The following is an 18,540-nucleotide window of genomic DNA, read 5'->3' on the forward strand; positions in this document are numbered from 1 at the left end:
CCGCACCCCGGCCAGGACGAAACACGAGGAGAAACGCGTGCTCGGTGGACTCAGACGACTCGCCCGCGTCGTGGCCGACCCGGCGGTGAGCGCGGGTACCGCGTCAGCCGCACCCGCGACCGCACACGCCACCTTCAGCTGCACCGGTGCCGCGCGGTCGACAGCCCGAACGACCGTGCCTGTCGTCGCGATCATCTGCGAGGTCGACATCGGCTCTCGGTCGATCTCGGGCGGGTTCTCCGCGGACAGGCCCCCACCTGAGTCGGGGTCGAACGGGATCGGCCGTCGCATCGTCCGACGACCGACAGGGCCGCGCGACCCCCGTGAGTTCTCCTAGGTCCACTCCGGACCGAATACCCCTTCCTTGAAGAGTATCAATCGACAGAGGGAAGCAGATGGGGACATCCGCACGACGATCATTCAGGCGACGATCGAGGCTGGTCGTCGCTCTAGCGTTGGTAGTGTGTGCTGTGTTGCTGAACATGCAGCCGATGCCTGCCGCCGCGGCAGCGCCTTCAGAATCGGCGCGGCCCGTCAAGCAGTCTGTTGAGGACTTCGCCGTGGGGAAGAAGCTTCCCGCGCCGAGAACTCTTCCCGGCAGCGACAGGAAGATCGCACCGCTCACCTCGGAGATGAAGCCGACCGAACCCAAGTCCCTCGCGGGGACGAGCGCGACCACCGGGGCCGGGATCAGCTTCTCCGGTGACGCCACACGGGCGTCGGCCGCCAACAACCTGTACTGCACGCCATACATCAGCCACGAAACGAGCGTTGTACCGGTTAGGACTGGTCCCTACTCCGATACGAGCTACATGGCCGGGGTGCAGTGCAACTTCGTCCTGGACCACATGTACGGAGTGTCTGGCGCCATCGACCGGTCTCCGTACTATCAGGGCGAGATCGGCTATATCGGCAGGGAGTTCGCCCACAGCGGCGACTCTGGGTCCAGTTTCGGCGGTTTCCGCGTGCAAGGCGACCGGTTCGACGGCGGTCGGCAGGTCGAGATCGTCCTGGAGCTCGTGCTCGTGGCGTCGGCGATCTGGGTGGCTTGTGACCCGCTTCCGGGGCTGCGGTACCTGCTCTGCGAAGGGCTTGGCACGAAAACGATGCACGTCGTGGTCGGCACCGCGGCGTTCAGCACCGGACTGGCGCCTCCGGTCATCCGTTATGCCGCGTTGGGCGATTCGTACTCGGCGGGCAATGGCGCGCCCACCGATCTGGACCTCACTTTGGCGCCCGACTGCAGGCGCAGTACGCAAACCTACTCCTACAGGCTAACCTCAACCCGGCTTCCGCTCGGTGGCCGTGGTGAGAGCCTGCCTATCGACGTGCCCTTCCTGGGAGCATGCAGTGGTGCCCGCATCGAGCACTTCGACACGGCGCAGCCCGAAGCGAGAACAGCGCAGCGAAAGTTTGTGAGCAGGGGCAACGACCGCCTGGTGACCCTTACCTTCGGCGGCAACGACCTCGGGTTCACCGACCGCCTGGAGAGCTGCTTCAAGGGATACTGTGCCGACGAGCCACTGCTGGCCCAGGCTGATCTGACCGCGTTGCAAGGCCGACTGACCGCGCTTTACCGCAACATCAGAAGCCACATGAGAGCCGACGGTCTATTGGCTGTCCTGAGCTACCCCGCTGTTCTGCCGAACCCGAACGACCCGCAGGACTACCAACGCGACTTTGTCCGCTGCACCGCTGTCAACAACTTCCTCAGCGACCGTGAGCTGAGGAGGATCTACGAGGCCGCGACCCAGATCAAGGAGGTCATCGCCGCCGCGGTCGCCGCGACCGGCGATCCCAGGGTGCGGTTCATCGACACCCTCGACGCCTTCCGCGGACACCGGGTGTGCGCCCCGGACGACCAGCTGTGGGCAGCCAACATCTCGTACACCACCACCTCCGACACGTTCCACCCGAACCCGGCGGGCTACCAGGAAATGGCTCGCCAGGTCAGGGCGCAACTCGGCCTCGGATAGTCACACCCGTGGCCGGGCCCGCCCCGGCCCGGCCACGGCGAGCCAACGTTCGGGGAGTCGCAGGTCTGCGACAGATGTCGGGTTGTGTCCGTATGCGAGTCTCAATCTTCGACACCGCGACCGGGTTCCGCCCGGGCCGCGTGGCGGTGACCGACGCGACGGCTGAGACGGCAGTTCTCAGGCCTCTGTCCACTTCCACCAGGTGTAGTGGTACTCGCCCTGTTCGACCTGGAAGTGTTTGCCGCAGTCGCGGCATTCGCAGATGCGGTCAGGCACCCATTGGCCGTCGTTGGGGACCGTCTCAACGACTGTCACGTGTTGCCGGTGCTCCTCTTTCGTCGGGTTGTAGAACTGGTGCGAGAGGTAGGCGGCGCAGAGGCAGGTGCCGTTGCCGAAGAGTTCGATCCGGTCGAGGGCGTGATCCAAGTTGGACCTGTTGGACGCGAGCGCGCCGCCGAGGTCCGCGTCCGCGGTCGCCTTCCGAACGGCGGGCAGCGCGCGTGCCAGCGGTGCCAGGATCTGGGGATCACGGGTCTCGACGACCGCCCACAGCCCGTGAAGGATGCGGTCCTTGTCGCCCGAGAGGAAGTCCGCGACGAGTGGGGACTGGAGCGCGCGCTCTTCGTCGCCCGGTGCGGCCAGCCACTGGGCGGGCAGCACGAGTACGGCGGCTTTGCTGGTCTTCGGCGCGGCACCCGAGTTGTCGATGAGGACCACGGCGTCCCTGCCGGATCGCCACCAGACCGCGCTGTCCGAGTCGAGCGCCCGAACCAGGCTCGCGGGTGCGCTGCGCCGGTCGTACGACGATGAGCCGGCGCCGTCGGTGAAGCGCGTCGCGTCGAAGCGGTAGCGGATGCCCCACCGCTGGTCGGCCAGGGTGATGAGCGGCGCGGTCAAAGCCGCCAGGTCTGCCGCGTTCGAGGTGGCGCCGAGGGGGAGCACGTGCATGAGGAAGCTCGTTTGCCCGGCAAGCCCGTCGATCTCCCATTCGAGCCACTCGTCGCCGTCCGGCCATGGCAGGTCGGCCATCCGCTCGACCACGGCCAGCACCTGCTCAGGACTGGCGTCGACGACCTCGTCAGACATCCAGTTCAGCCCCGCGGCTTGCGAGTAACTCGCGGTAGCGCGCGACGTGGTGCTCCGCCGGGGTCGGTGACGTCGTCGGCTCCGGGAGCTCGTCGGGGTCATCAGCACTGATCGTCACGCCATGTGATCGGCACCGCGCGACCAGGCCGGGATAGCCGTCCTCGGTCCAATGGCCGTACTCGTCGCACAGGGCTTCACTGAGGGTGCTACCCCGCAGGAGCTGGAACTGGCCCTCGTTGTCGAGGCTCACGATGGGCGCCGCAGCGAGCGGAAGGTCGTTCGGACCACGCCAGTAGCCGAACGCCTGGCCTTCATCGTCATCCTCGGCGACCCACGTGATCAGCGCTGCAGTTTCCCCGATCGCCTGGACGTTGGCGACGATGTCAGGATCCGCGAGGTCGTCGGCGGTCAGGTAGCTGGCGTCCAGCGCCGCGGGCTGAGCGTTGTCGGCGAGCAGGCGCAGGCCAGCTGACCAGGGGTTCGGTTCGCCCGCATCCTGGCGGCCGCGTCACACGGCGAGATCTTCGGGGACCATCGGCTCTCTCGTGGTGGTGGGCGGATCTTCTGCGGTGTCACCGAGCAGCAGTGACGTTGATACAGGGCTCTTCGTAGCACAAGTTACAGCCTCGTCCTGGGTCCTCCGCCGCTCCTTGCCGATGAGTGCGGGTGTCGGCTGAGGTGGCGGAAAAGAACAAGACTGTCTTTTCTGGACGTGGCTGTGCACTCTCGGTGGCACCAATCAACCCAGGGGGACCGCGGGGTATGACCGGTAGTGAGATCGGTATCGAGCAGGAGTACGTGGCGGATCTGTACGCCCGAGTGGATGCGATGCGCGGGGTGGCGGCCGCGCGGTTGGCTGCTCGGCGTGCCGAGGGGGATCGGGAGGCGGTGGCTGTCTGGCAGGCGGAGGTGGCGCGGCTGGACGCGGTCGAGGAGGGCCTGTGCTTCGGGCGGCTGGACATGCACGACGGCAGGCGCGTCTACATCGGCAGGCTGGGCCTGTTCCGGGACGAGGGCGACGAGCCGCTGCTGGTCGACTGGCGCGTCCCGGTTGCCCAGGTGTTCTACACCGCGACGGCGACCGCTCCGCACGGTGTGCGGCGACGGCGGCGCATCACCCTGCGTGGTCGGACGGTCGTCGCGGTGAACGACGAGCTGCTGGACCTGAACACTGCCGGTGACGGCGGTCTGGTTGGGGAGGCGGCGTTGCTGGCGTCGGTGACCGCGGACCGCACCGGGCGGATGCACGACGTCGTGGCCACCCTGCAAGCCGAACAGGACCAGATCATCCGGTACGAGACCAGCGGTGTGCTGGTGGTGCAGGGCGGCCCTGGCACGGGCAAGACGGCCGTCGCGCTGCACCGGGTCGCGTACCTGCTATACACCCGTCCGCACCTGCGCACCCGCGGTGTCCTGGTCGTCGGCCCCAGCCAGATCTTCCTCGACTACATCGGCCAGGTCCTGCCGGGCCTCGGCGAGAACAGCGTGGTGACGGCCACCATCGCCGACCTGGTGCCGGGTGTCGAGGCCCGCCGGGCGGAGCCGTCCGAGGCTGCGGAGCTCAAGGGGCGGGCGGTCATGGCCGAACGGCTGGCAGCCGCGGTGCGGTCGCGGGTTCGGATACCGGACGAGCCGGTCGAGGTCGAGTTCGAGCAGCAGGCGCTGCGGCTGGACCAGCGGGTTTGCGGCCTTGCTGTGCAGAAGGCCAGGCGGACCGGGCTTCCGCACAACCAGGCCAGGTTGGCTTTTCAGCAGGAGATCGTGGATGTGCTCGCGGGCCGCTTGGTCGAGGACATGGAGGCGGTCGTGCTCACCGATACCGGCGAGGCGATCGACGGCGGCAGCGCGGACGGCAGCCTCGGCGAGTCCGATCTGCGTGCGCTGGCCGCTGCGGGTGTGGTGCTCGGTCATGACGATCACGGCGGGCCACGAGTGTTGCTGGACGAGACCGACCGGGCTGGCCTGCGGGACTCGCTGCTCGCCGATGCTGGCGTCCAGGCCGTGCTCGACGAGGTGTGGCCGCCGCTGACGCCGGAGCAGGTGGTGTCGGACCTCCTCGGCGAGCCCGCCGATGACTGGAGCGCTGCGGATATTCCATTGCTGGACGAGGCCGCATCCCTGATCGGCCAAGGCAACGACCGCGCGGTATTCGGGCACGTGGTCGTCGACGAGGCGCAGGAACTGTCCGAGATGGACTGGCGGATGCTGATGCGCCGCTGCCCCACCAGATCGATGACCATCGTAGGCGACCTCGCCCAGACCGGTAACCCGGCGGGAACGTCCTCTTGGGACCGTGTGCTGCGCCCGCACGTACAGGACCGCTGGCAGCTCATCCAACTCACCGTCAACTACCGCACACCAGCGGAGATCATGGCCGCCACCGCCGACCTGCTCGCCGCCCACCACCCCACGACACCCCCACCTCGCTCGGTCCGCTCAACCGGCGAAACACCGTGGCGCATCCGCACCACCCACGCCGATCTTGTTGTGGTCATCGCCGACCTCGCTGCAACCCACACCGACGGCCAACTCGCAATCATCACCCCAAGCGTCCACATCAGACCCTTGGCCGCCGCGCTGTCTCTGACTTCGCGACCGGACCTGACCGACAAGGTGGTACTACTCACCACCGACCAAGTTAAGGGGCTGGAATTCGACTCAGTCCTGATCGCCGACCCAGCCACGATCCTCAGCGCCACACCACTAGGCCACAACGACCTGTACGTCGCCATGACCAGAGCCACCCGCAGCCTGGGAATCGTGCACCCCGGCCCACCCCCAGCAGAGCTGTCGACCATGCGAGAACTCCACCCCTGACCCACATCTCGTTCGGCGACACGCCGCCGAACGAAGATCGGCAGCGGCGAGCAAGACGACGACGGCGTGGGCGCCGTTCGTTCGCCAGCCACGGCGCCGTCCGCGGCAGCTGGCCAAACGGAAGGTGCGGGACCTCGCCGCCGACGCGCCCTCAGCGGTCGGCGGCGTGGTTACCCAGCCCGTCGAGGGCGTCAGCGAGGCGGTTGACCGGAACAGCCCCGTTTGCGCTGGGACCACACGGCGGTGGACGTCAACGCGACCCGCCACCCGGGAACAGCCCCGCTCGCGCGGGGACCACGCGGTGTTTCTGCAGGCTTCGCCTAAGAAGGCGGGAACAGCCCCGCTCGCGCGGGGACCACCAGTCGCAGGAACTGGCGGTCCGCACCTGCATGGGAACAGCCCCGCTCGCGCGGGGACCACGGGATCTCCGGCAGGGGAATGGACTTGGCGGGGGGAACAGCCCCGCTCGCGCGGGGACCACACTTGTTGACCAGGGACTTTGTCAGCCCAGTCGCCGGTTCTCGTTCACTTCTGAAGCACGGTTGATCGTACTCAGCCCATGCTGAGGCAGAGCCGAGTACTGCACGACGCAAGTGTAAGTAGTGGCGACGATGACGTGTGGAGACGTTGGCACCGCGATCCTCTCGACATCCGCATGTCGGCGCGGGTCGCTGAGGTGTTGTTTGGCCACCGAGCGCGGGATCACCGTGGGCGCCGGGATTGACTGCCATTTTGTCGATGAGGCGACGGCCGTGCAGAAAACCGCAGGCAGGTGAGCCCGCGAGCTCGACCGTGAAGGTGCGCAAGTGCCGGGTGTCTGCCACCCGAACGGGGGACTTACTGTCGGATCGACAGTAAGCTACGGTTGGCCCGTGTCCGAAGACAACTGGTCTCCACCCGCCGTCCTGTTGGCCGTTGATCTCGTCATCCTCACGCTTCGCTCGTCACGCCTGCAGGTGTTGCTCGTCGAACGCGGTGTCGACCCGTACCGGGGAGCGCTGGCGCTGCCCGGCGGGTTTCTCAACAACGCGGCGGAAGACATCGAGGCGGCGGCGAACCGGGAGTTGCGCGAGGAAGCAGACCTAGACGGGACCCAATTGCACCTGGAGCAGTTGCGGACCTACGGCGCCCCGGAACGAGACCCGAGGGGGCGGATCGTGTCGGTCGCCTACCTCGCCATCGCGCCCGGCCTGCCGGAACCGGTGGCGGGGTCAGACGCGGCGGAGGCTTCCTGGCGCAGCGCGGACGACGCGCTGTCCGGCGTGATCGAACTCGCCTTCGACCACCGCCGGATCCTCGCCGACGGGGTCGAGCGGGCTAGGGCGAAGTTGGAGCACACCGCGCTGGCGACCGCCTTCTGCGGTTCGACCTTCACGATCTCCGAACTGCAACAGGTGTACGAGGCCGTGTGGGGCGTCGCGCTGGATCCGCGGAACTTCTACCGAAAACTGCAAGGGGTCGAGGGGTTCATCGTGCCCGCCGGGACCGATCGCCGGGTGACCAAGGGGCGACCGGCCCGCTTGTTCCGGGCGGGCCCGCGCACGGTGCTGCACCCCCCGATGGTTCGGCCCGACACCTGCGAGAACGGGGGAGAACATGGCTGAGGACCTCGTGGTGGTGCTGACCGCCATCAACGTCGAGTACGAACAGGTGCGGCAGCGACTCGTCGCGCCGACCGTGCGGACCCACCCGTCGGGCACGCGGTTCGAGGTCGGCACCGTCCGGGACACGGGGTGCCGGGTCGCGCTCGGGCTCACCGGGAAGGGGAACCACGCCGCCGGGATACTCGCCGAGCGCGCGGTCAGCATGTTCTCCCCGGTGGCGGTGATGTTCGTCGGGGTGGCGGGCGCTTTGTGGGACAACACCGCGCTGGGCGACGTGGTCGTCGCGACCCACGTGTACGCCTACCACGGCGGCACGAGTGAGGACGACGGCCTGAAGGCGCGACCGCGCGTGTGGGAGGCGGCGCACGGAGTCCTCCAGATCGCCGCTCACGTGGGGCGCAGCGGGGAATGGTGTGATCGGGCCCCCGCGCCGAAGGTGCACTTCGGTGCGGTCGCCGCGGGGGAGGTTGTGCAGAACTCGCGGATCTCGGCGGAGGCGCGATGGCTCCGGCAGCACTACAACGACGCGATCGCCGTGGAGATGGAAGCGGCGGGCGTAGCGCAGGCCGGGCATCTGAGCGGTGCGCCGGTGGTCATCGTGCGGGGCATCAGCGATCTCGCGGACGGCACCAAGCGCAGCTCGGAAGACGTTGTGTCGCAACCGAACGCGGCGGGGAACGCGGCCGCTTTCGCGGTCAGCCTGGCAGTCGAGTTGGTCAAGGGTCGGGAACACAGTGCGCGCATTGAGGAGGACACGGTGATGGGGACCATCAACAACAGCAACGTCTCCGGGATCGTCGGGATCCAGGCAGGCACCGTCACCGGGAGCACGGTCTGGTTGACCGCCGCGCCCAAGGCGCTGACCGCGGTCGACCTAGCAGCCGAACTCGACGTGCTGCGCGACCTCGTGGCTCGGGCGCGCGCCGAAGACCGCATGGATGTCGAGACCCACCGAGCGGCCTCTCTCGAGCTGGACACCGCGAGCGCCGCGTTGGCCACGGAGGGGACCAGCACGTTCGTCCTCGCCCTCAAGCGCCTCCGCGGCCTCGTCGCCGACGTCGCGGAGCTCGCGGCCAAGGTCGTGGCCCTGATCGCCGCGGCGAAGGAGCTGATGTGACCGGCGTGGGGACGGCGCCCCCGGCTGGCCCCACCACGTCGAACGCCGCCGGGCCCAACGCGTCAGTCGGCATCCAGGCGGGCGAGGTCAACAACTCGACCGTCCTGCACAACTCGACCGTCTACGTCGTGGCGCCGGACGCGGACCCCAAGCGCAAGTACGAGGTCGGCGTGCAGTACCTCGAGTCGGGTGTGCCGTTGCAGGCGCGGAACCTGATCGGCGAGGCCATCGCGAGCGGGTTCGACAGCGCTGAAGTCCGGTTCCACTGGACGCTGGCGATGCTCAGCAAGCGGGCGCTGCGCGACCTGACCGTCGCCGAGCAGCACGAGCTCGACAGCGTCCGCCTGGCCACCACCGGCTTCGGTGTCGACGACTGGGTGCGCGGCCTTGAAGTGATCTTCGGATTCCTCGACCACAGCGCCGAACCCGACAGCCATCACGGCGCCCGCACGATGGACGCCCTCGGCGCCTTGCCGCCCGATCTCAACGCCAAGATCGTGCACCACCTGGAGTTGGTGATCGCGGGCACGCACAAGGACCAGCTCTGGGCCGACACCCGCCGAGCGGCCGAACGAGACCGCTACGCCAACGACCGGCAGGGCAGGGTGTGGGCCTATTTCCACCCGATCCCCGCCGAGCCCAAGGCCCGACCACCCAGGATCGAGTCCACGACCACGATCGACGGTGTCAAGGCCGGGGCGTGGACGATCCTGGTCACCGCGAGCCTCACCCAACTCGGTTGGGCGGCACTCGACGATGGGGACTTCTGGTCGGTGGTGGCGTACCTCGGCGTGCTGGTGCCGGGTGCGGTGGCCGCGCGTACCGGGTGGATCTGGCGGTACAAGAGCGAGCGGTTGGCGGCCAAAGAGTGGGCGCACTTCGCGGTGCCCATCAAGCGCCGGGTGTTTCACTCGAACTTCGCAAGGGAAGTCAACGGCTCGTTCTCCCACAACATGAACAAGTACGCACCACCGGCCGAGAAGAAGAAACTGCGGAAGAAGTGGTTCCAGGAAACCGCGGGCCTGCGGGCCACCCTGCACGACGAGATCGTGGAGTTTACAAGGACAGCAAGATCTCCCCAGACCGGGTGCGGTGGTTGATCAGGGTACTGGTCGCCGACATGCGCAAGCGCTGGAACGACGGTGTTCTGTGGAGCTACCGCAAAGCGCTGCGCACCGGGTGGGTGCTCAAGGTCTTGTGCTCGTCCGCGGTTGTGACCCTCGCCCTGTCGACGGTCGTGGTGGTCGTCGTGGGCTTCCGGACGATGCCGGTTCGCACCGTACTCGCGGTGCTGGTGCTGGTGGTGGCCGGGTGGTACGCCACCAAGAGGTTGTACCGGATCACCAGCGAGCGGCGCAGGCACCTCGACGAGACAGCGGAGTACCTCGATCAACTCAACTGGCGCCGAGACGCGTACCAGACCTGGAAGCGGCGATTGGACGAGACCCGGCCGGGGGAGGAGGAGATGGAGACCTGGCTGAACTGCGACCGGACACTGGTGTTGAACAACGCCCTGCGCCACTACGGCCTGGCCTGGCGCGACGTCATCGCCTACGCCTTCCTGCGCACGCCAGCGGAGGACAACCGCCGAGCCCGGCGCAGGTACGGTCCCTGGTGGTACTCGCGCTACGAGGTCCGGGTGTTCCTGGTGACGGACGCGGGCGTCCGCGCGGTCACCGCGGAACTGGCGTTCCAGGACATCCAGATCACCGACATGCGCCGCACCAACTTCCGCTTCGACGCAGTGTCCTCGGTGGACATCGTCAAGGACGGTCCCTACGGCTACTCGCTGCAGCTTTCCCTGATGAACGGAGACCCCAAGGACATCACCGTCACCCACAAGGACATGGGCACCCTGGACCAAGGCGAGAACGCCGAAACCTTCTCAAAGATCAACCTCGACGCCGCTGGCTTCGCCCACACCCTGCACATCCTCGAAGGCATGGCGGCGGAAGGCAGGCGCTGGATGAACTACGACTCCCGGGCCAACCAGCCAACGGAGCGCTTCAGCGCGCCGTGACCGGCATTCTCACGTTCAGGCGGGCAATGTCGGCCCGCCAGTGCTTCGCCGTGGGGGCTACCAACCGCCGCTCGGAGCGGGGCCGTAATCGAGGTGGATCAGCCCATGGTCTGTCGAAGGGGTTCGATGAGCGCGACTGTTCGGGACTCGTCGCGGCCGTATGGGGTGCCGGTGTACTTGTGGGAGATTTGGTCGATGACTGCCCAACCCGCGTCGCCGTCGAGCCATTTGACGACTCGGCCGCGGATGGTGATCGGTTGGTACGGGTTGTCGACCGGGGTTAGGGACAGGGCTAGGCGGGGGTCGCGGCGCAGGTTGCGGGCCTTGCGGGTGCCCGGGCCGGTGAAGATCGCGATCAGGTCGCCGTGGGTACCGATCCAGACCGGGGCGGAGTGCGGGGCGCCGTCGGGCAGGACGGTGGCCAGGTGGGCGGTCGGGGTGCTGTCGAGGACGGTGCGTACTTCGGGGGTGAGCATGGTGGTGGTCTCCTCAGCGCTCGACGGTGTAGTGCAGGTGGGTGACGCCGGGGGCGGGGACGGTTTCGACGAGGCGGAGTCGCATGTGCTCGTGCAGTTCCTGGAAGAACGGCCTGCCGCCGCCGAGGAGCACGGGGACCTGGTGCAGCACGATCTCGTCAACGAGCCCGGCCCGTAACGCAGCGGCGAGCACGCCGCCGCCCATGAGGCTGACGTCCTTGGTGCCCGCTGCCGCCTGGGCTGTGGCGATCGCGTCCTCGACGCCGGTGCTCACGTGGGTCTGCCGGTCGCTGATCCCCGGCACGGGCCGATGGCTCAGGACGAACAGCGGCGCCGTCGGGTGCGGGCTGCCGCCGCCGAAGCCGTCGGAGTCGTCGTAGGTGTGCCGACCCACCACGACCGCCCCCACCCGGTCGGCCAAGGCGTCGAACAGCGGCGCGCTGGCCGCGGTCAGCCGGAAACCGTCGAACACCCCGCTGGGGGTGTCGCCGTCGAAGTACCAGTCGAACAGCGTGGTCCCGTCGCCGAGGCCGCGCCCGGCGCCGGGAGCACGTCCGGTGATGTAGCCGTCGACGGAGACGGAGTGGCAGCTGATGACCTTGCCCATGGCCCGGATCCTTTCGGGGTTCCTTGAGGAGACTCCGAGACCGTAGCAGGCTGGGTTTCCTGAGGGAACCCCAAGGGGTAGGCTGGTGCTGTGCAGCGCACCGACTTCAGCGCGATGGCCTGTTCGATCGCGCGCACCCTCGACGTGATCGGGGAGCCCTGGTCGCCGTTGGTCCTGCGGGACGTGTGGGTTGGGCTCACCCGGTTCGAGCAGATCCAGGCCGACCTGGGCATCTCCCGCAAGGTCCTCACCGAACGCCTCAACCACCTGGTCGAGCACGGCGTCCTCGAGCGCAGGCCCTACGACCGCAGGCCCCGCTACGAGTACGTCCTGACCAGCAAGGGCACCGAACTGGTCGACCTGCTCATGGTCATGGCGGGGTGGGGGGACCGGTGGCGCGCGGGCGAAGCGGGGCCTCCGGTCCTCTACCGCCACCGCGCCTGCGGGGAGATCAGCCGCGTCGACCTCCGGTGCGACCACTGCGGGAGCCCGATGCACGCCACCGACATCGATGTGCTCCCCGGCCCGGGTGCCCCTTAGTCCACGCCCAAGGCGTCAGACGCAACGACGTCGACTCCTGGGCGGGGTCCAGCATTCGGTCTGCGACGGGTCGACGAAAAGACCCTCGACCAGCCCAACAGGCACCACTGTCCGCGATCAAAGTGGGGCCATTTCATCCTTTCTGATGAACATCGACTCGCGATCGGGAGATAAGTCGTCGCTCTGACATAGTGGATTGCGTATCGAACGGACAATCGGAGGTTCCATGCGCAACGAGGCAGTCGAGCGGGTCGAACTCATCTTCCGGCTCTTTGATGCGAACGGCAGCGGGCAGCTCGACTCCGGGGACTTCGACCTCATGGCGCAGCGGGTCGTGGCGGCGGCCACCGGTTCGGCCGAGGCCGACAAGCAGCGGATCGTCCGCGCTTTCCAGAAGTACTGGGAAACGCTGAAGGCGGAGCTGGATGCCGACCGCAACGGGCTGGTCTCCCTCGAGGAGTTCTCCGCGTGCACGTTGTCGCCGGAGCGGTTCGACGCGACAGTGGGGGAGTTCGCCGAGGCGTTGGGCGCCTTGGGTGACCCGGACGGGGACGGCCTGATCGAGCGGCCCGTGTTCGCCGAACTCATGTCGGCGATCGGGTTCCGCAGCGAGAACATCCACGCGCTGTTCGACGCGTTCGGACCGTCGGAAGCCGACCAGATCCGGGTGGCCACCTGGGTGGAGGGCATCAAGGACTACTACCAGCCGGAGAAGGCGGGTATCGCTGGCGACCAGCTGGTCTCGACGTCCGCCTGACCGTCCTTGGGCACGTTCGATAGGGGAGGTGCGCGGGTGGAATCGGTTGTCGGGCTCGCCGTGGGCCGGGGCACCGGGCCGGAACTGGCGCACGTGTTCGAGCGAACGCTCGACACCTTAGGCGAGGTGTGGGGGACCCGGTTATCCGTGGTCCGCTCGCCCCGGCTCTACCATTCCTATTTCTCGCTCAAGGGATTCAGTCCTGAGCAGATCAGGGAATTCACCCAGGGCGACGCCGAACATTACGAGGAGTTCTGTCGAACCCAGGCGCAGGCGGGGATCCAGGCCGTTTTCCGGACCGCTATCAACGCCCAGTCGCTTTACCTGGTCCGACAGCGGCTGCGGGCGGTGAAGGTCGACGTCATCGAGTCGACCGGCGCGACCCTGCTGCTGGTGCGGGACGAGGCGCAGGGGTTCTACACCGGCGAGAACACGCACTCGCCCGGCGCGGTGTCGCGCACGACGGAGTTCAGCCGGGACATCACCGACCAGGTCATCGCCTTCGCCGTCGACCGGGCGCGGCGGCAGTGGCCGGACACCGGGGCCGACCAGATCGTGATGGCCTACAAGTTCCACCTGCTCGACGGCGCCCTCGGCGAGTGGGTGGTCGAGAGCGCGGCCCGCCTCGGCGTGGAGATCAGCCTCGCGCAGCCGGACACGGTCAACCGCAACCTGATCGAACACGGCCTCTCCCCGCGCATGATGATCATCGGCGGCAACGAGTGGGCCGACGTGATGCACCCGTTCCTGCTCGACCGCTTCGGCAGCGAACGGCAGGAGAACCGCTTCACCGAGAACGCACACCTCGACCCCGGCGTGCGCGGACTGCTCGAGTACCAGACCGTCCACGGCTCAGCCGACGACATCGAGGGCCGCGACATCGTCAACCCGGTGGCGACAGTGCGCGCGACAGCGGCGATCGCGCAACGGCACGGCGGCTGCGCGGGCGCGATCGCCGCCATGGAAGACGCGATCACCGCCACCTTGGAGCAAGGAGTGACCACACCAGACCTCGGCGGCGCGCACTCAACCACGTCGATGCTGGACGCCCTGCTCAAGCGCGTCGAGTCCGCCCGGTGAGCCCCCGCACGGCGCTGGTGGTGATCGACGTGCAGAACGACTTCTGCACCGGTCCGGCGGTCGCGGCGAAGTTCAACGGTGAGACCGCGGCGGTGGAGTCCGCCGCGGCGGGCGCGGCGCGGGCTGTTGACGTGGCACGAGTCCACGACGTCGAGGTTGTTCTCGTCCGGTTCGAGGGCGACGTCGCGTACCAGGTCGCCAGTTGGCGGCAGCGCGACGCCGCTCGGGGGAAACAGCCCAAGTGCCTCACCGGCTCGTGGGGCGCGGAGTTCCACGGCCTCAGCCCCGCCCCCGACGAACGCGTCTTCACCAAGCGGGCCTGCTTCGACGCGTTCCTCAACCCGGAGTTCGCCGCCTACGTCGACACGTTCGACCACCTCGTCTTCGCGGGCCTCTACACCGATGTCTGCGTCGACTCCACCGCGCGAACGGCCTTCCAGAAGGGCTTCCACATCACGGTCCTGGCGGACTGCACCACCGCCCTGCGCCTACCGAACGACACGATCCTGGGATTCATGGCCGCCCTGTACGGCGCGCGCGTGACCACCCTGGCCGAGGAGGAGAAGCTGTGGCGGGCGTCGAACACGGTGTCGGCTTGACCGCTTTGATGGTCGCGGCGGGCCGAGCCATCGAGACCCACCGCCCCGACTCCCTCGCCCGCGACGAGTACGCAGAGCGCTTCGTCCGCGCGGCGGGCGCTTCAGCGTCGTGGCCGACCACCATCGACGACGTCCCCGGCGGCGACGCGAACCTGCTGTGGGGCCGCCTGTGCCGCTACTTCGGTTTGCGCACCAGGGTTCTCGACGACTTCCTGCTCGAGTCCACCCGCGCGGGCAGCCGCCAGGTTGTCCTGCTGGGTGCGGGCCTGGATTCCCGCGCCCTGCGCCTGGACTGGCCCCAGGGCTGCGTCGTCTACGAGATCGACCGCGCGGAAGTGCTCGCCTTCAAGGACACCGTACTCGGCGAGGCCCCCGCCACCCGCCGATCCATCCCCGCCGACCTACGCGGAGATTGGGCCTCCGCCCTGCTAGCTGGCGGCTATTCGCCCACAGTCCCGAGCACGTGGCTGGCCGAGGGCATCTTGCTCTACCTCCCAGCCGCCGCCGAACGACACCTGATATCCACAGTGGACTCACTCAGCGCGCCCGGCAGCGACCTCGCCTACGAGATCAAGCTGGGCCTCGACGCACCACAGGCCCGGGCCAACCCGCTCTACACCGCCACCCGCGAGCAGACCGGCATCGACCTGTTCGCTCTCTTCAACCCCGACCCCCGCCCCGACTCAGCCGCCGATCTGCGCGCCCGCGGCTGGTCCACCACCACCCACACCCCCTTCGACTTCACCCGCCACCACGGCCGCGGCCCCCACCCCGAACCAGACGACGCCCTAGCAGGCAACCGGTGGATATTCGCGAACAAGCCCAGGACCACCTGACTCTCGACACGGCTCCACATCCAGTACCCGCCGCTCTCACCCCCGCTGGCGGGAGCGGCCGCGGATGTGGGAGATCGTTAGGATCCAGCACTGCAAAGTGGATGCACGGCAAGTGCCTACCTGGACAGGAGGATCCGCGACGCCGTGCCGGGATCGACGACCGCGTCGTGCACCAGGTGCTCGCAGTGCCCGAGGAACTGCGCGCGGAGATGGACCTCGCGGTCGACATCCCGCTGGTCCCTCGCCTGAGAGGTCTCGACTCACCTGTCGGCTGGGCGTCGGCCACCATCTCGGGTGCGGTTGACAGACCTAGAGTCTAAGCGCCGAGACAGGTCCGCCCGTGCTCGGATGGACGCGCGGGGGACCTGTCCGCGTCTCAGGCGACGGCGGAAAAGTTCACCGGACAGGTGACACTTGCGGGAGGCTCCGAACTGGACGGAACTGTTCTTGGGGTCACGCCTGTTGACGGGCGCGAACGGTTCCGCGGTCCGGAGTGGTCGCCGACGGAGCGGTGCGGGGCCAGGTCCAGGCGGACCGCAGGATGAAGATGAAAAGGATCAGTTCCAGCGCGAAGCCGAGGCCGTAGAAGAACTTCCAGGACTCGCCCGCCAGGTTGAACGCCGCGAAGGGGATCTGCACCGAGGCCACGATGAGGTTCGTGAGGCGGTTCGCCTTGGCGGGCAGCGCCATCGACAGCACGACCATGAGGATCGGAATGGCCATGAGGGCCAGCGCGGTGGTCGAGAAGGTCTGGGAGATGTCGAACTCGAAGACCTTGCCGCCGAGGATCTCCTGGATGACGCCGGGCGTGTAGAAGTTGAGGATGTCCACGTAGACGTACAGGAACATGACGCTCGTCCACGCCGCGGCGAGCTTGGCGCGCACCGGGATCCGCGGGTCTTCCAGTGTGGTGGGGTGAGATGTGCTCATCGTGGGCTCCGTTGTCGTGGTGCGGATCGGTGGGACAACGATCGCTGAGCGCGGCGGCGGGCACATCGCCGTCGAGGTCGGACCGGCCTCGACCGTTGGGAGGGGCGGCGTCTCGTTCTTTCGGTCGGTACCCGACGCCTCGGCGGTCCCTAGGCTGGGTGCGTGATTACCAACGCCGTGAGGTCGCTGTGGACTGAGCCCCGCGCCACGGACGCTCCCGAACGGGTGTCGCGCGACTGGGTGCTGGTCGGGGTGGTGATGGTGGCGGCGCTGCTCGAGGGAGTCCTCCGGGACGACGTCGCCTGGCGGCCGTTCGCGACGGTCGTGGCGGTCGGGCTCGCGCCGGTGCTGCTGTGGCGGCGCACCCACCCGTTGGTCTGTGTCCTGGTGGGCTTCGGCACCGCGTTGGCGTTGGGACTGGCGAGCCTGCTGGGCGGGGTCCCGAACGTGGGCCTCGACACGATGATCTACGTCCTGGTGCTCGTCTACGCGCTGGTCCGCTGGGGCTCGGGGCGCGAGATCGTGATCGGGCTGGCGGTGGTGGCGGTCGCCGCGGGAATCGGCATGGTCCCCGATTACGTCGGGCCTGCCGAGCTTTACGGTGGGGTCGCCGTCCTGGCTGCGGCGGGGGCGTGCGGGGCGGCGTTGCGCTACCGCGCCGAGAGCAGGCGCCGGGCGTCGGACCAGATCCGCGGCCAGGAGCGGGTCGGCCTCGCGCGCGAGCTGCACGACATCGTCGCCCACCACGTCTCGGCGATCGCCGTGCAGGCGCAGGCGGGCCGGGCGATGGCCGGTCAGCGACCCGAAGCGGCGCTCGAGGCGCTGGCGGTCATCGAAGGGGAGGCGTCGCGGACGCTCGCGGAGATGCGGGCGATGGTCCGGGTGCTGCGCGATGGGGCGCCCGCGTCGTTCGGCCCCCAGCCCGGCGTCGTCGACCTGGTGTCCCTCGCTCGGCGCGCCCCGGTCCCGGTCGTCGACGTAGAGTTGCCCGATGACCTGGGCGACCTTCCACCCCAGGTCGACGCGGCGGTCTACCGGCTGGCGCAAGAGGCGCTGACCAACGCCCTGCGGCACGCCCGCGGCGCCTCGCGTGTGGAGATCCGGGTCGTGGAGGGCGAGGGAAGGCTGCGACTGCGCGTGACCGACGACGGACAGATCGACCCCGCGCGGTCGGTGAACCACGGCTTCGGGCTGCTGGGGATGACCGAGCGTGTGCAGATGCTCGGCGGCACGCTGCGGGCCGGGCCCGCGCCCGAGGGCGGGTGGACGGTCGACGCCGACCTGCCCGCGAAGGTGCGCCGATGACGGTTCGCGTGCTGGTGGCCGACGACCAAGACCTGGTGCGCACCGGCCTGTCGATGATCCTCGACGCGCAGCCCGACATCGATGTCGTCGGCCAAGCCGCCGACGGCCGCGCCGCCGTCGAGTTGGCGCACCGGCTCCGCCCCGACGTGTGCCTGGTCGACATCCAGATGCCCGGCCTCAACGGCATCGAGGTGACCAAGCTCCTCGCCGGACGGGACGTCCCGGACCCGATCGCGGTAGTGGTGATCACGACTTTCGACCTCGACGAGTACATCCACGGCGCGCTCCGAGCGGGCGCCCGAGGCTTCCTCCTCAAGGACGCCGGCCAGGACCTGCTCGTCCAAGCCGTCCACGCCGCCGCCGCAGGCGACGCCCTCATCGCACCGAACGTCACCCGGCGACTGCTGGCCACCCTCGCCGCCAGGGACCCGTCAGCCCGCCGGACCCAACCGATCGAGCCGCTCACCGAACGCGAGGAGCAGGTGCTGACACTGGTCGCCGGTGGCCGCACCAACGCCGAGATCGCCGCCGAGCTGTTCATCGGCCTGACCACCGCCAAGACCCACGTCGCCAGCCTGCTGACCAAGATCGGCGCTCGGAACCGGGTCGAGATCGCGATGTGGGCGTACGACACCGGCCGGGTGGGGACCTGACCCGGACTCGACCCCCCACCGGCGCCGTGACCACTGCCTGACCACTGCCTGACCGCACTGCCTGACCGCACTGCCTGACCGCACTGCCTGACCGCACTGCCTGACCGCACTGCCTGACCGCACTGCCTGACCGCACT

At 68.5% G+C, this 18,540-nt stretch carries 19 protein-coding genes, 1 pseudogene and 1 CRISPR repeat array; of the genes and pseudogenes, 15 read left to right on the forward strand and 5 right to left on the reverse strand.

Annotated features, from left to right (window positions below; all coding sequences use genetic code 11):
* The first annotated feature begins 37 nt into the window (after nt 1–37).
* Together LV75_RS13715 and LV75_RS13720 are read left to right on the forward strand one after the other, a co-directional pair.
* Nucleotides 38–337 (forward strand): hypothetical protein, encoded by a 300-nt coding sequence (locus LV75_RS13715; RefSeq protein WP_253887264.1) that lies wholly within the window; start codon nt 38–40, stop codon nt 335–337.
* A 145-nt stretch (nt 338–482) separates the two neighbouring features.
* Nucleotides 483–1,976, forward strand: coding sequence for an SGNH/GDSL hydrolase family protein (locus LV75_RS13720; protein ID WP_253887298.1), 1,494 nt, complete (start codon nt 483–485; stop codon nt 1,974–1,976).
* A 177-nt stretch (nt 1,977–2,153) separates the two neighbouring features.
* Here the strand turns inward: LV75_RS13720 and LV75_RS13725 are convergent, their stop codons facing one another.
* A complete protein-coding gene (locus LV75_RS13725; RefSeq protein WP_253887265.1) occupies nt 2,154–3,062 on the reverse strand; it encodes a hypothetical protein in 909 nt (302 codons plus the stop codon).
* 169 nt (nt 3,063–3,231) lie between these two features.
* Between LV75_RS13725 and LV75_RS13730 the strand changes: the two genes are divergently transcribed.
* From LV75_RS13730 to LV75_RS13750, 5 genes are all read left to right on the forward strand, one after another.
* Nucleotides 3,232–3,534, forward strand: a complete 303-nt coding sequence (locus LV75_RS13730; RefSeq protein WP_253887266.1) for a hypothetical protein — start codon at nt 3,232–3,234, stop codon at nt 3,532–3,534.
* A gap of 290 nt (nt 3,535–3,824) precedes the next feature.
* Nucleotides 3,825–5,879, forward strand: coding sequence for a HelD family protein (locus tag LV75_RS13735; RefSeq protein WP_253887267.1), 2,055 nt, complete (start codon nt 3,825–3,827; stop codon nt 5,877–5,879).
* Nucleotides 5,880–6,087: 208 nt separating this feature from the next.
* A CRISPR array of direct repeats spans nt 6,088–6,360; the repeat unit is 29 nt; unit sequence GGGAACAGCCCCGCTCGCGCGGGGACCAC.
* Nucleotides 6,361–6,751: 391 nt separating this feature from the next.
* On the forward strand, nt 6,752–7,483 hold the full coding sequence (locus LV75_RS13740; RefSeq protein ID WP_253887268.1) for an NUDIX hydrolase: 732 nt from the start codon (nt 6,752–6,754) through the stop codon (nt 7,481–7,483).
* A complete protein-coding gene (locus LV75_RS13745) occupies nt 7,476–8,600 on the forward strand; it encodes a 5'-methylthioadenosine/S-adenosylhomocysteine nucleosidase family protein (protein ID WP_253887269.1) in 1,125 nt (374 codons plus the stop codon). Before LV75_RS13740 ends, LV75_RS13745 begins: the two co-directional genes overlap by 8 nt.
* Nucleotides 8,597–9,700, forward strand: a complete 1,104-nt coding sequence (locus tag LV75_RS13750; RefSeq protein ID WP_253887270.1) for a hypothetical protein — start codon at nt 8,597–8,599, stop codon at nt 9,698–9,700. Before LV75_RS13745 ends, LV75_RS13750 begins: the two co-directional genes overlap by 4 nt.
* A gap of 518 nt (nt 9,701–10,218) precedes the next feature.
* On the opposite strand, the pseudogene LV75_RS35880 reads toward LV75_RS13750, so the two are convergent.
* The 3 genes and pseudogenes from LV75_RS35880 to LV75_RS13765 form a co-directional block, all read right to left on the reverse strand.
* Nucleotides 10,219–10,440: pseudogene (locus LV75_RS35880) on the reverse strand (hypothetical protein); the annotation flags it as partial.
* Nucleotides 10,441–10,718: 278 nt separating this feature from the next.
* Nucleotides 10,719–11,096: a PPOX class F420-dependent oxidoreductase gene (locus tag LV75_RS13760; RefSeq protein ID WP_253887272.1), complete on the reverse strand. Its 378-nt coding sequence runs from the start codon at nt 11,094–11,096 to the stop codon at nt 10,719–10,721.
* 13 nt (nt 11,097–11,109) lie between these two features.
* On the reverse strand, nt 11,110–11,703 hold the full coding sequence (locus tag LV75_RS13765) for a dihydrofolate reductase family protein (protein ID WP_253887273.1): 594 nt from the start codon (nt 11,701–11,703) through the stop codon (nt 11,110–11,112).
* Nucleotides 11,704–11,793: 90 nt separating this feature from the next.
* Here LV75_RS13765 and LV75_RS13770 point away from each other — a divergent pair, with 90 nt between their 5' ends.
* The 6 genes from LV75_RS13770 (at nt 11,794) to LV75_RS13795 (ending at nt 15,835) form a co-directional block, all read left to right on the forward strand.
* A complete protein-coding gene (locus LV75_RS13770) occupies nt 11,794–12,243 on the forward strand; it encodes a winged helix-turn-helix transcriptional regulator (RefSeq protein ID WP_253887274.1) in 450 nt (149 codons plus the stop codon).
* 226 nt (nt 12,244–12,469) lie between these two features.
* Nucleotides 12,470–13,000: an EF-hand domain-containing protein gene (locus LV75_RS13775; RefSeq protein ID WP_253887275.1), complete on the forward strand. Its 531-nt coding sequence runs from the start codon at nt 12,470–12,472 to the stop codon at nt 12,998–13,000.
* Between the two features lie 36 nt (nt 13,001–13,036).
* Nucleotides 13,037–14,080: an isocitrate/isopropylmalate family dehydrogenase gene (locus LV75_RS13780; RefSeq protein WP_253887276.1), complete on the forward strand. Its 1,044-nt coding sequence runs from the start codon at nt 13,037–13,039 to the stop codon at nt 14,078–14,080.
* The gene (locus tag LV75_RS13785; RefSeq protein ID WP_253887277.1) at nt 14,077–14,679 is read left to right on the forward strand and encodes a cysteine hydrolase family protein; all 603 of its coding nucleotides are present in this window, start codon (nt 14,077–14,079) and stop codon (nt 14,677–14,679) included. Before LV75_RS13780 ends, LV75_RS13785 begins: the two co-directional genes overlap by 4 nt.
* Nucleotides 14,649–15,515 (forward strand): SAM-dependent methyltransferase, encoded by an 867-nt coding sequence (locus tag LV75_RS13790; protein ID WP_253887278.1) that lies wholly within the window; start codon nt 14,649–14,651, stop codon nt 15,513–15,515. Before LV75_RS13785 ends, LV75_RS13790 begins: the two co-directional genes overlap by 31 nt.
* Nucleotides 15,516–15,616: 101 nt before the next feature.
* Nucleotides 15,617–15,835: a hypothetical protein gene (locus LV75_RS13795; RefSeq protein ID WP_253887279.1), complete on the forward strand. Its 219-nt coding sequence runs from the start codon at nt 15,617–15,619 to the stop codon at nt 15,833–15,835.
* A gap of 133 nt (nt 15,836–15,968) precedes the next feature.
* On the opposite strand, the gene LV75_RS13800 is transcribed toward LV75_RS13795, so the two are convergent.
* Entirely contained in the window at nt 15,969–16,445 is a 477-nt protein-coding gene (locus LV75_RS13800; RefSeq protein WP_253887280.1) for a DUF6326 family protein, read from the reverse strand.
* Nucleotides 16,446–16,607: 162 nt separating this feature from the next.
* Here LV75_RS13800 and LV75_RS13805 point away from each other — a divergent pair, with 162 nt between their 5' ends.
* Both LV75_RS13805 and LV75_RS13810 read left to right on the forward strand, forming a co-directional pair.
* On the forward strand, nt 16,608–17,750 hold the full coding sequence (locus LV75_RS13805) for a sensor histidine kinase (protein ID WP_253887281.1): 1,143 nt from the start codon (nt 16,608–16,610) through the stop codon (nt 17,748–17,750).
* Complete coding sequence (locus LV75_RS13810; RefSeq protein WP_253887282.1) at nt 17,747–18,403, forward strand: response regulator; 657 nt, start codon at nt 17,747–17,749, stop codon at nt 18,401–18,403. The genes LV75_RS13805 and LV75_RS13810 overlap by 4 nt, the downstream gene beginning before the upstream one ends.
* The last annotated feature ends 137 nt before the right edge of the window (nt 18,404–18,540 follow it).

The organism is Actinokineospora diospyrosa (assembly GCF_024171925.1).
GTDB classification, from domain to species: Bacteria; Actinomycetota; Actinomycetes; order Mycobacteriales; family Pseudonocardiaceae; genus Actinokineospora; species Actinokineospora diospyrosa.

Bases quoted from the DNA above. Each gene is read 5' to 3' on its own strand.
- LV75_RS13745 (WP_253887269.1), top strand. From the start codon at position 7,476: ATGGCTGAGGACCTCGTGGTGGTGCTGACCGCCATCAACGTCGAGTAC.
- LV75_RS13720 (WP_253887298.1), top strand. From the start codon at position 483: ATGCAGCCGATGCCTGCCGCCGCGGCAGCGCCTTCAGAATCGGCGCGG.
- LV75_RS13730 (WP_253887266.1), top strand. From the start codon at position 3,232: ATGGCCGTACTCGTCGCACAGGGCTTCACTGAGGGTGCTACCCCGCAG.
- LV75_RS13735 (WP_253887267.1), top strand. From the start codon at position 3,825: ATGACCGGTAGTGAGATCGGTATCGAGCAGGAGTACGTGGCGGATCTG.
- LV75_RS13765 (WP_253887273.1), bottom strand. From the start codon at position 11,703: ATGGGCAAGGTCATCAGCTGCCACTCCGTCTCCGTCGACGGCTACATC.
- LV75_RS13800 (WP_253887280.1), bottom strand. From the start codon at position 16,445: ATGAGCACATCTCACCCCACCACACTGGAAGACCCGCGGATCCCGGTG.
- LV75_RS13775 (WP_253887275.1), top strand. From the start codon at position 12,470: ATGCGCAACGAGGCAGTCGAGCGGGTCGAACTCATCTTCCGGCTCTTT.
- LV75_RS13725 (WP_253887265.1), bottom strand. From the start codon at position 3,062: ATGTCTGACGAGGTCGTCGACGCCAGTCCTGAGCAGGTGCTGGCCGTG.
- LV75_RS13760 (WP_253887272.1), bottom strand. From the start codon at position 11,096: ATGCTCACCCCCGAAGTACGCACCGTCCTCGACAGCACCCCGACCGCC.
- LV75_RS13795 (WP_253887279.1), top strand. From the start codon at position 15,617: ATGCACGGCAAGTGCCTACCTGGACAGGAGGATCCGCGACGCCGTGCC.
- LV75_RS13810 (WP_253887282.1), top strand. From the start codon at position 17,747: ATGACGGTTCGCGTGCTGGTGGCCGACGACCAAGACCTGGTGCGCACC.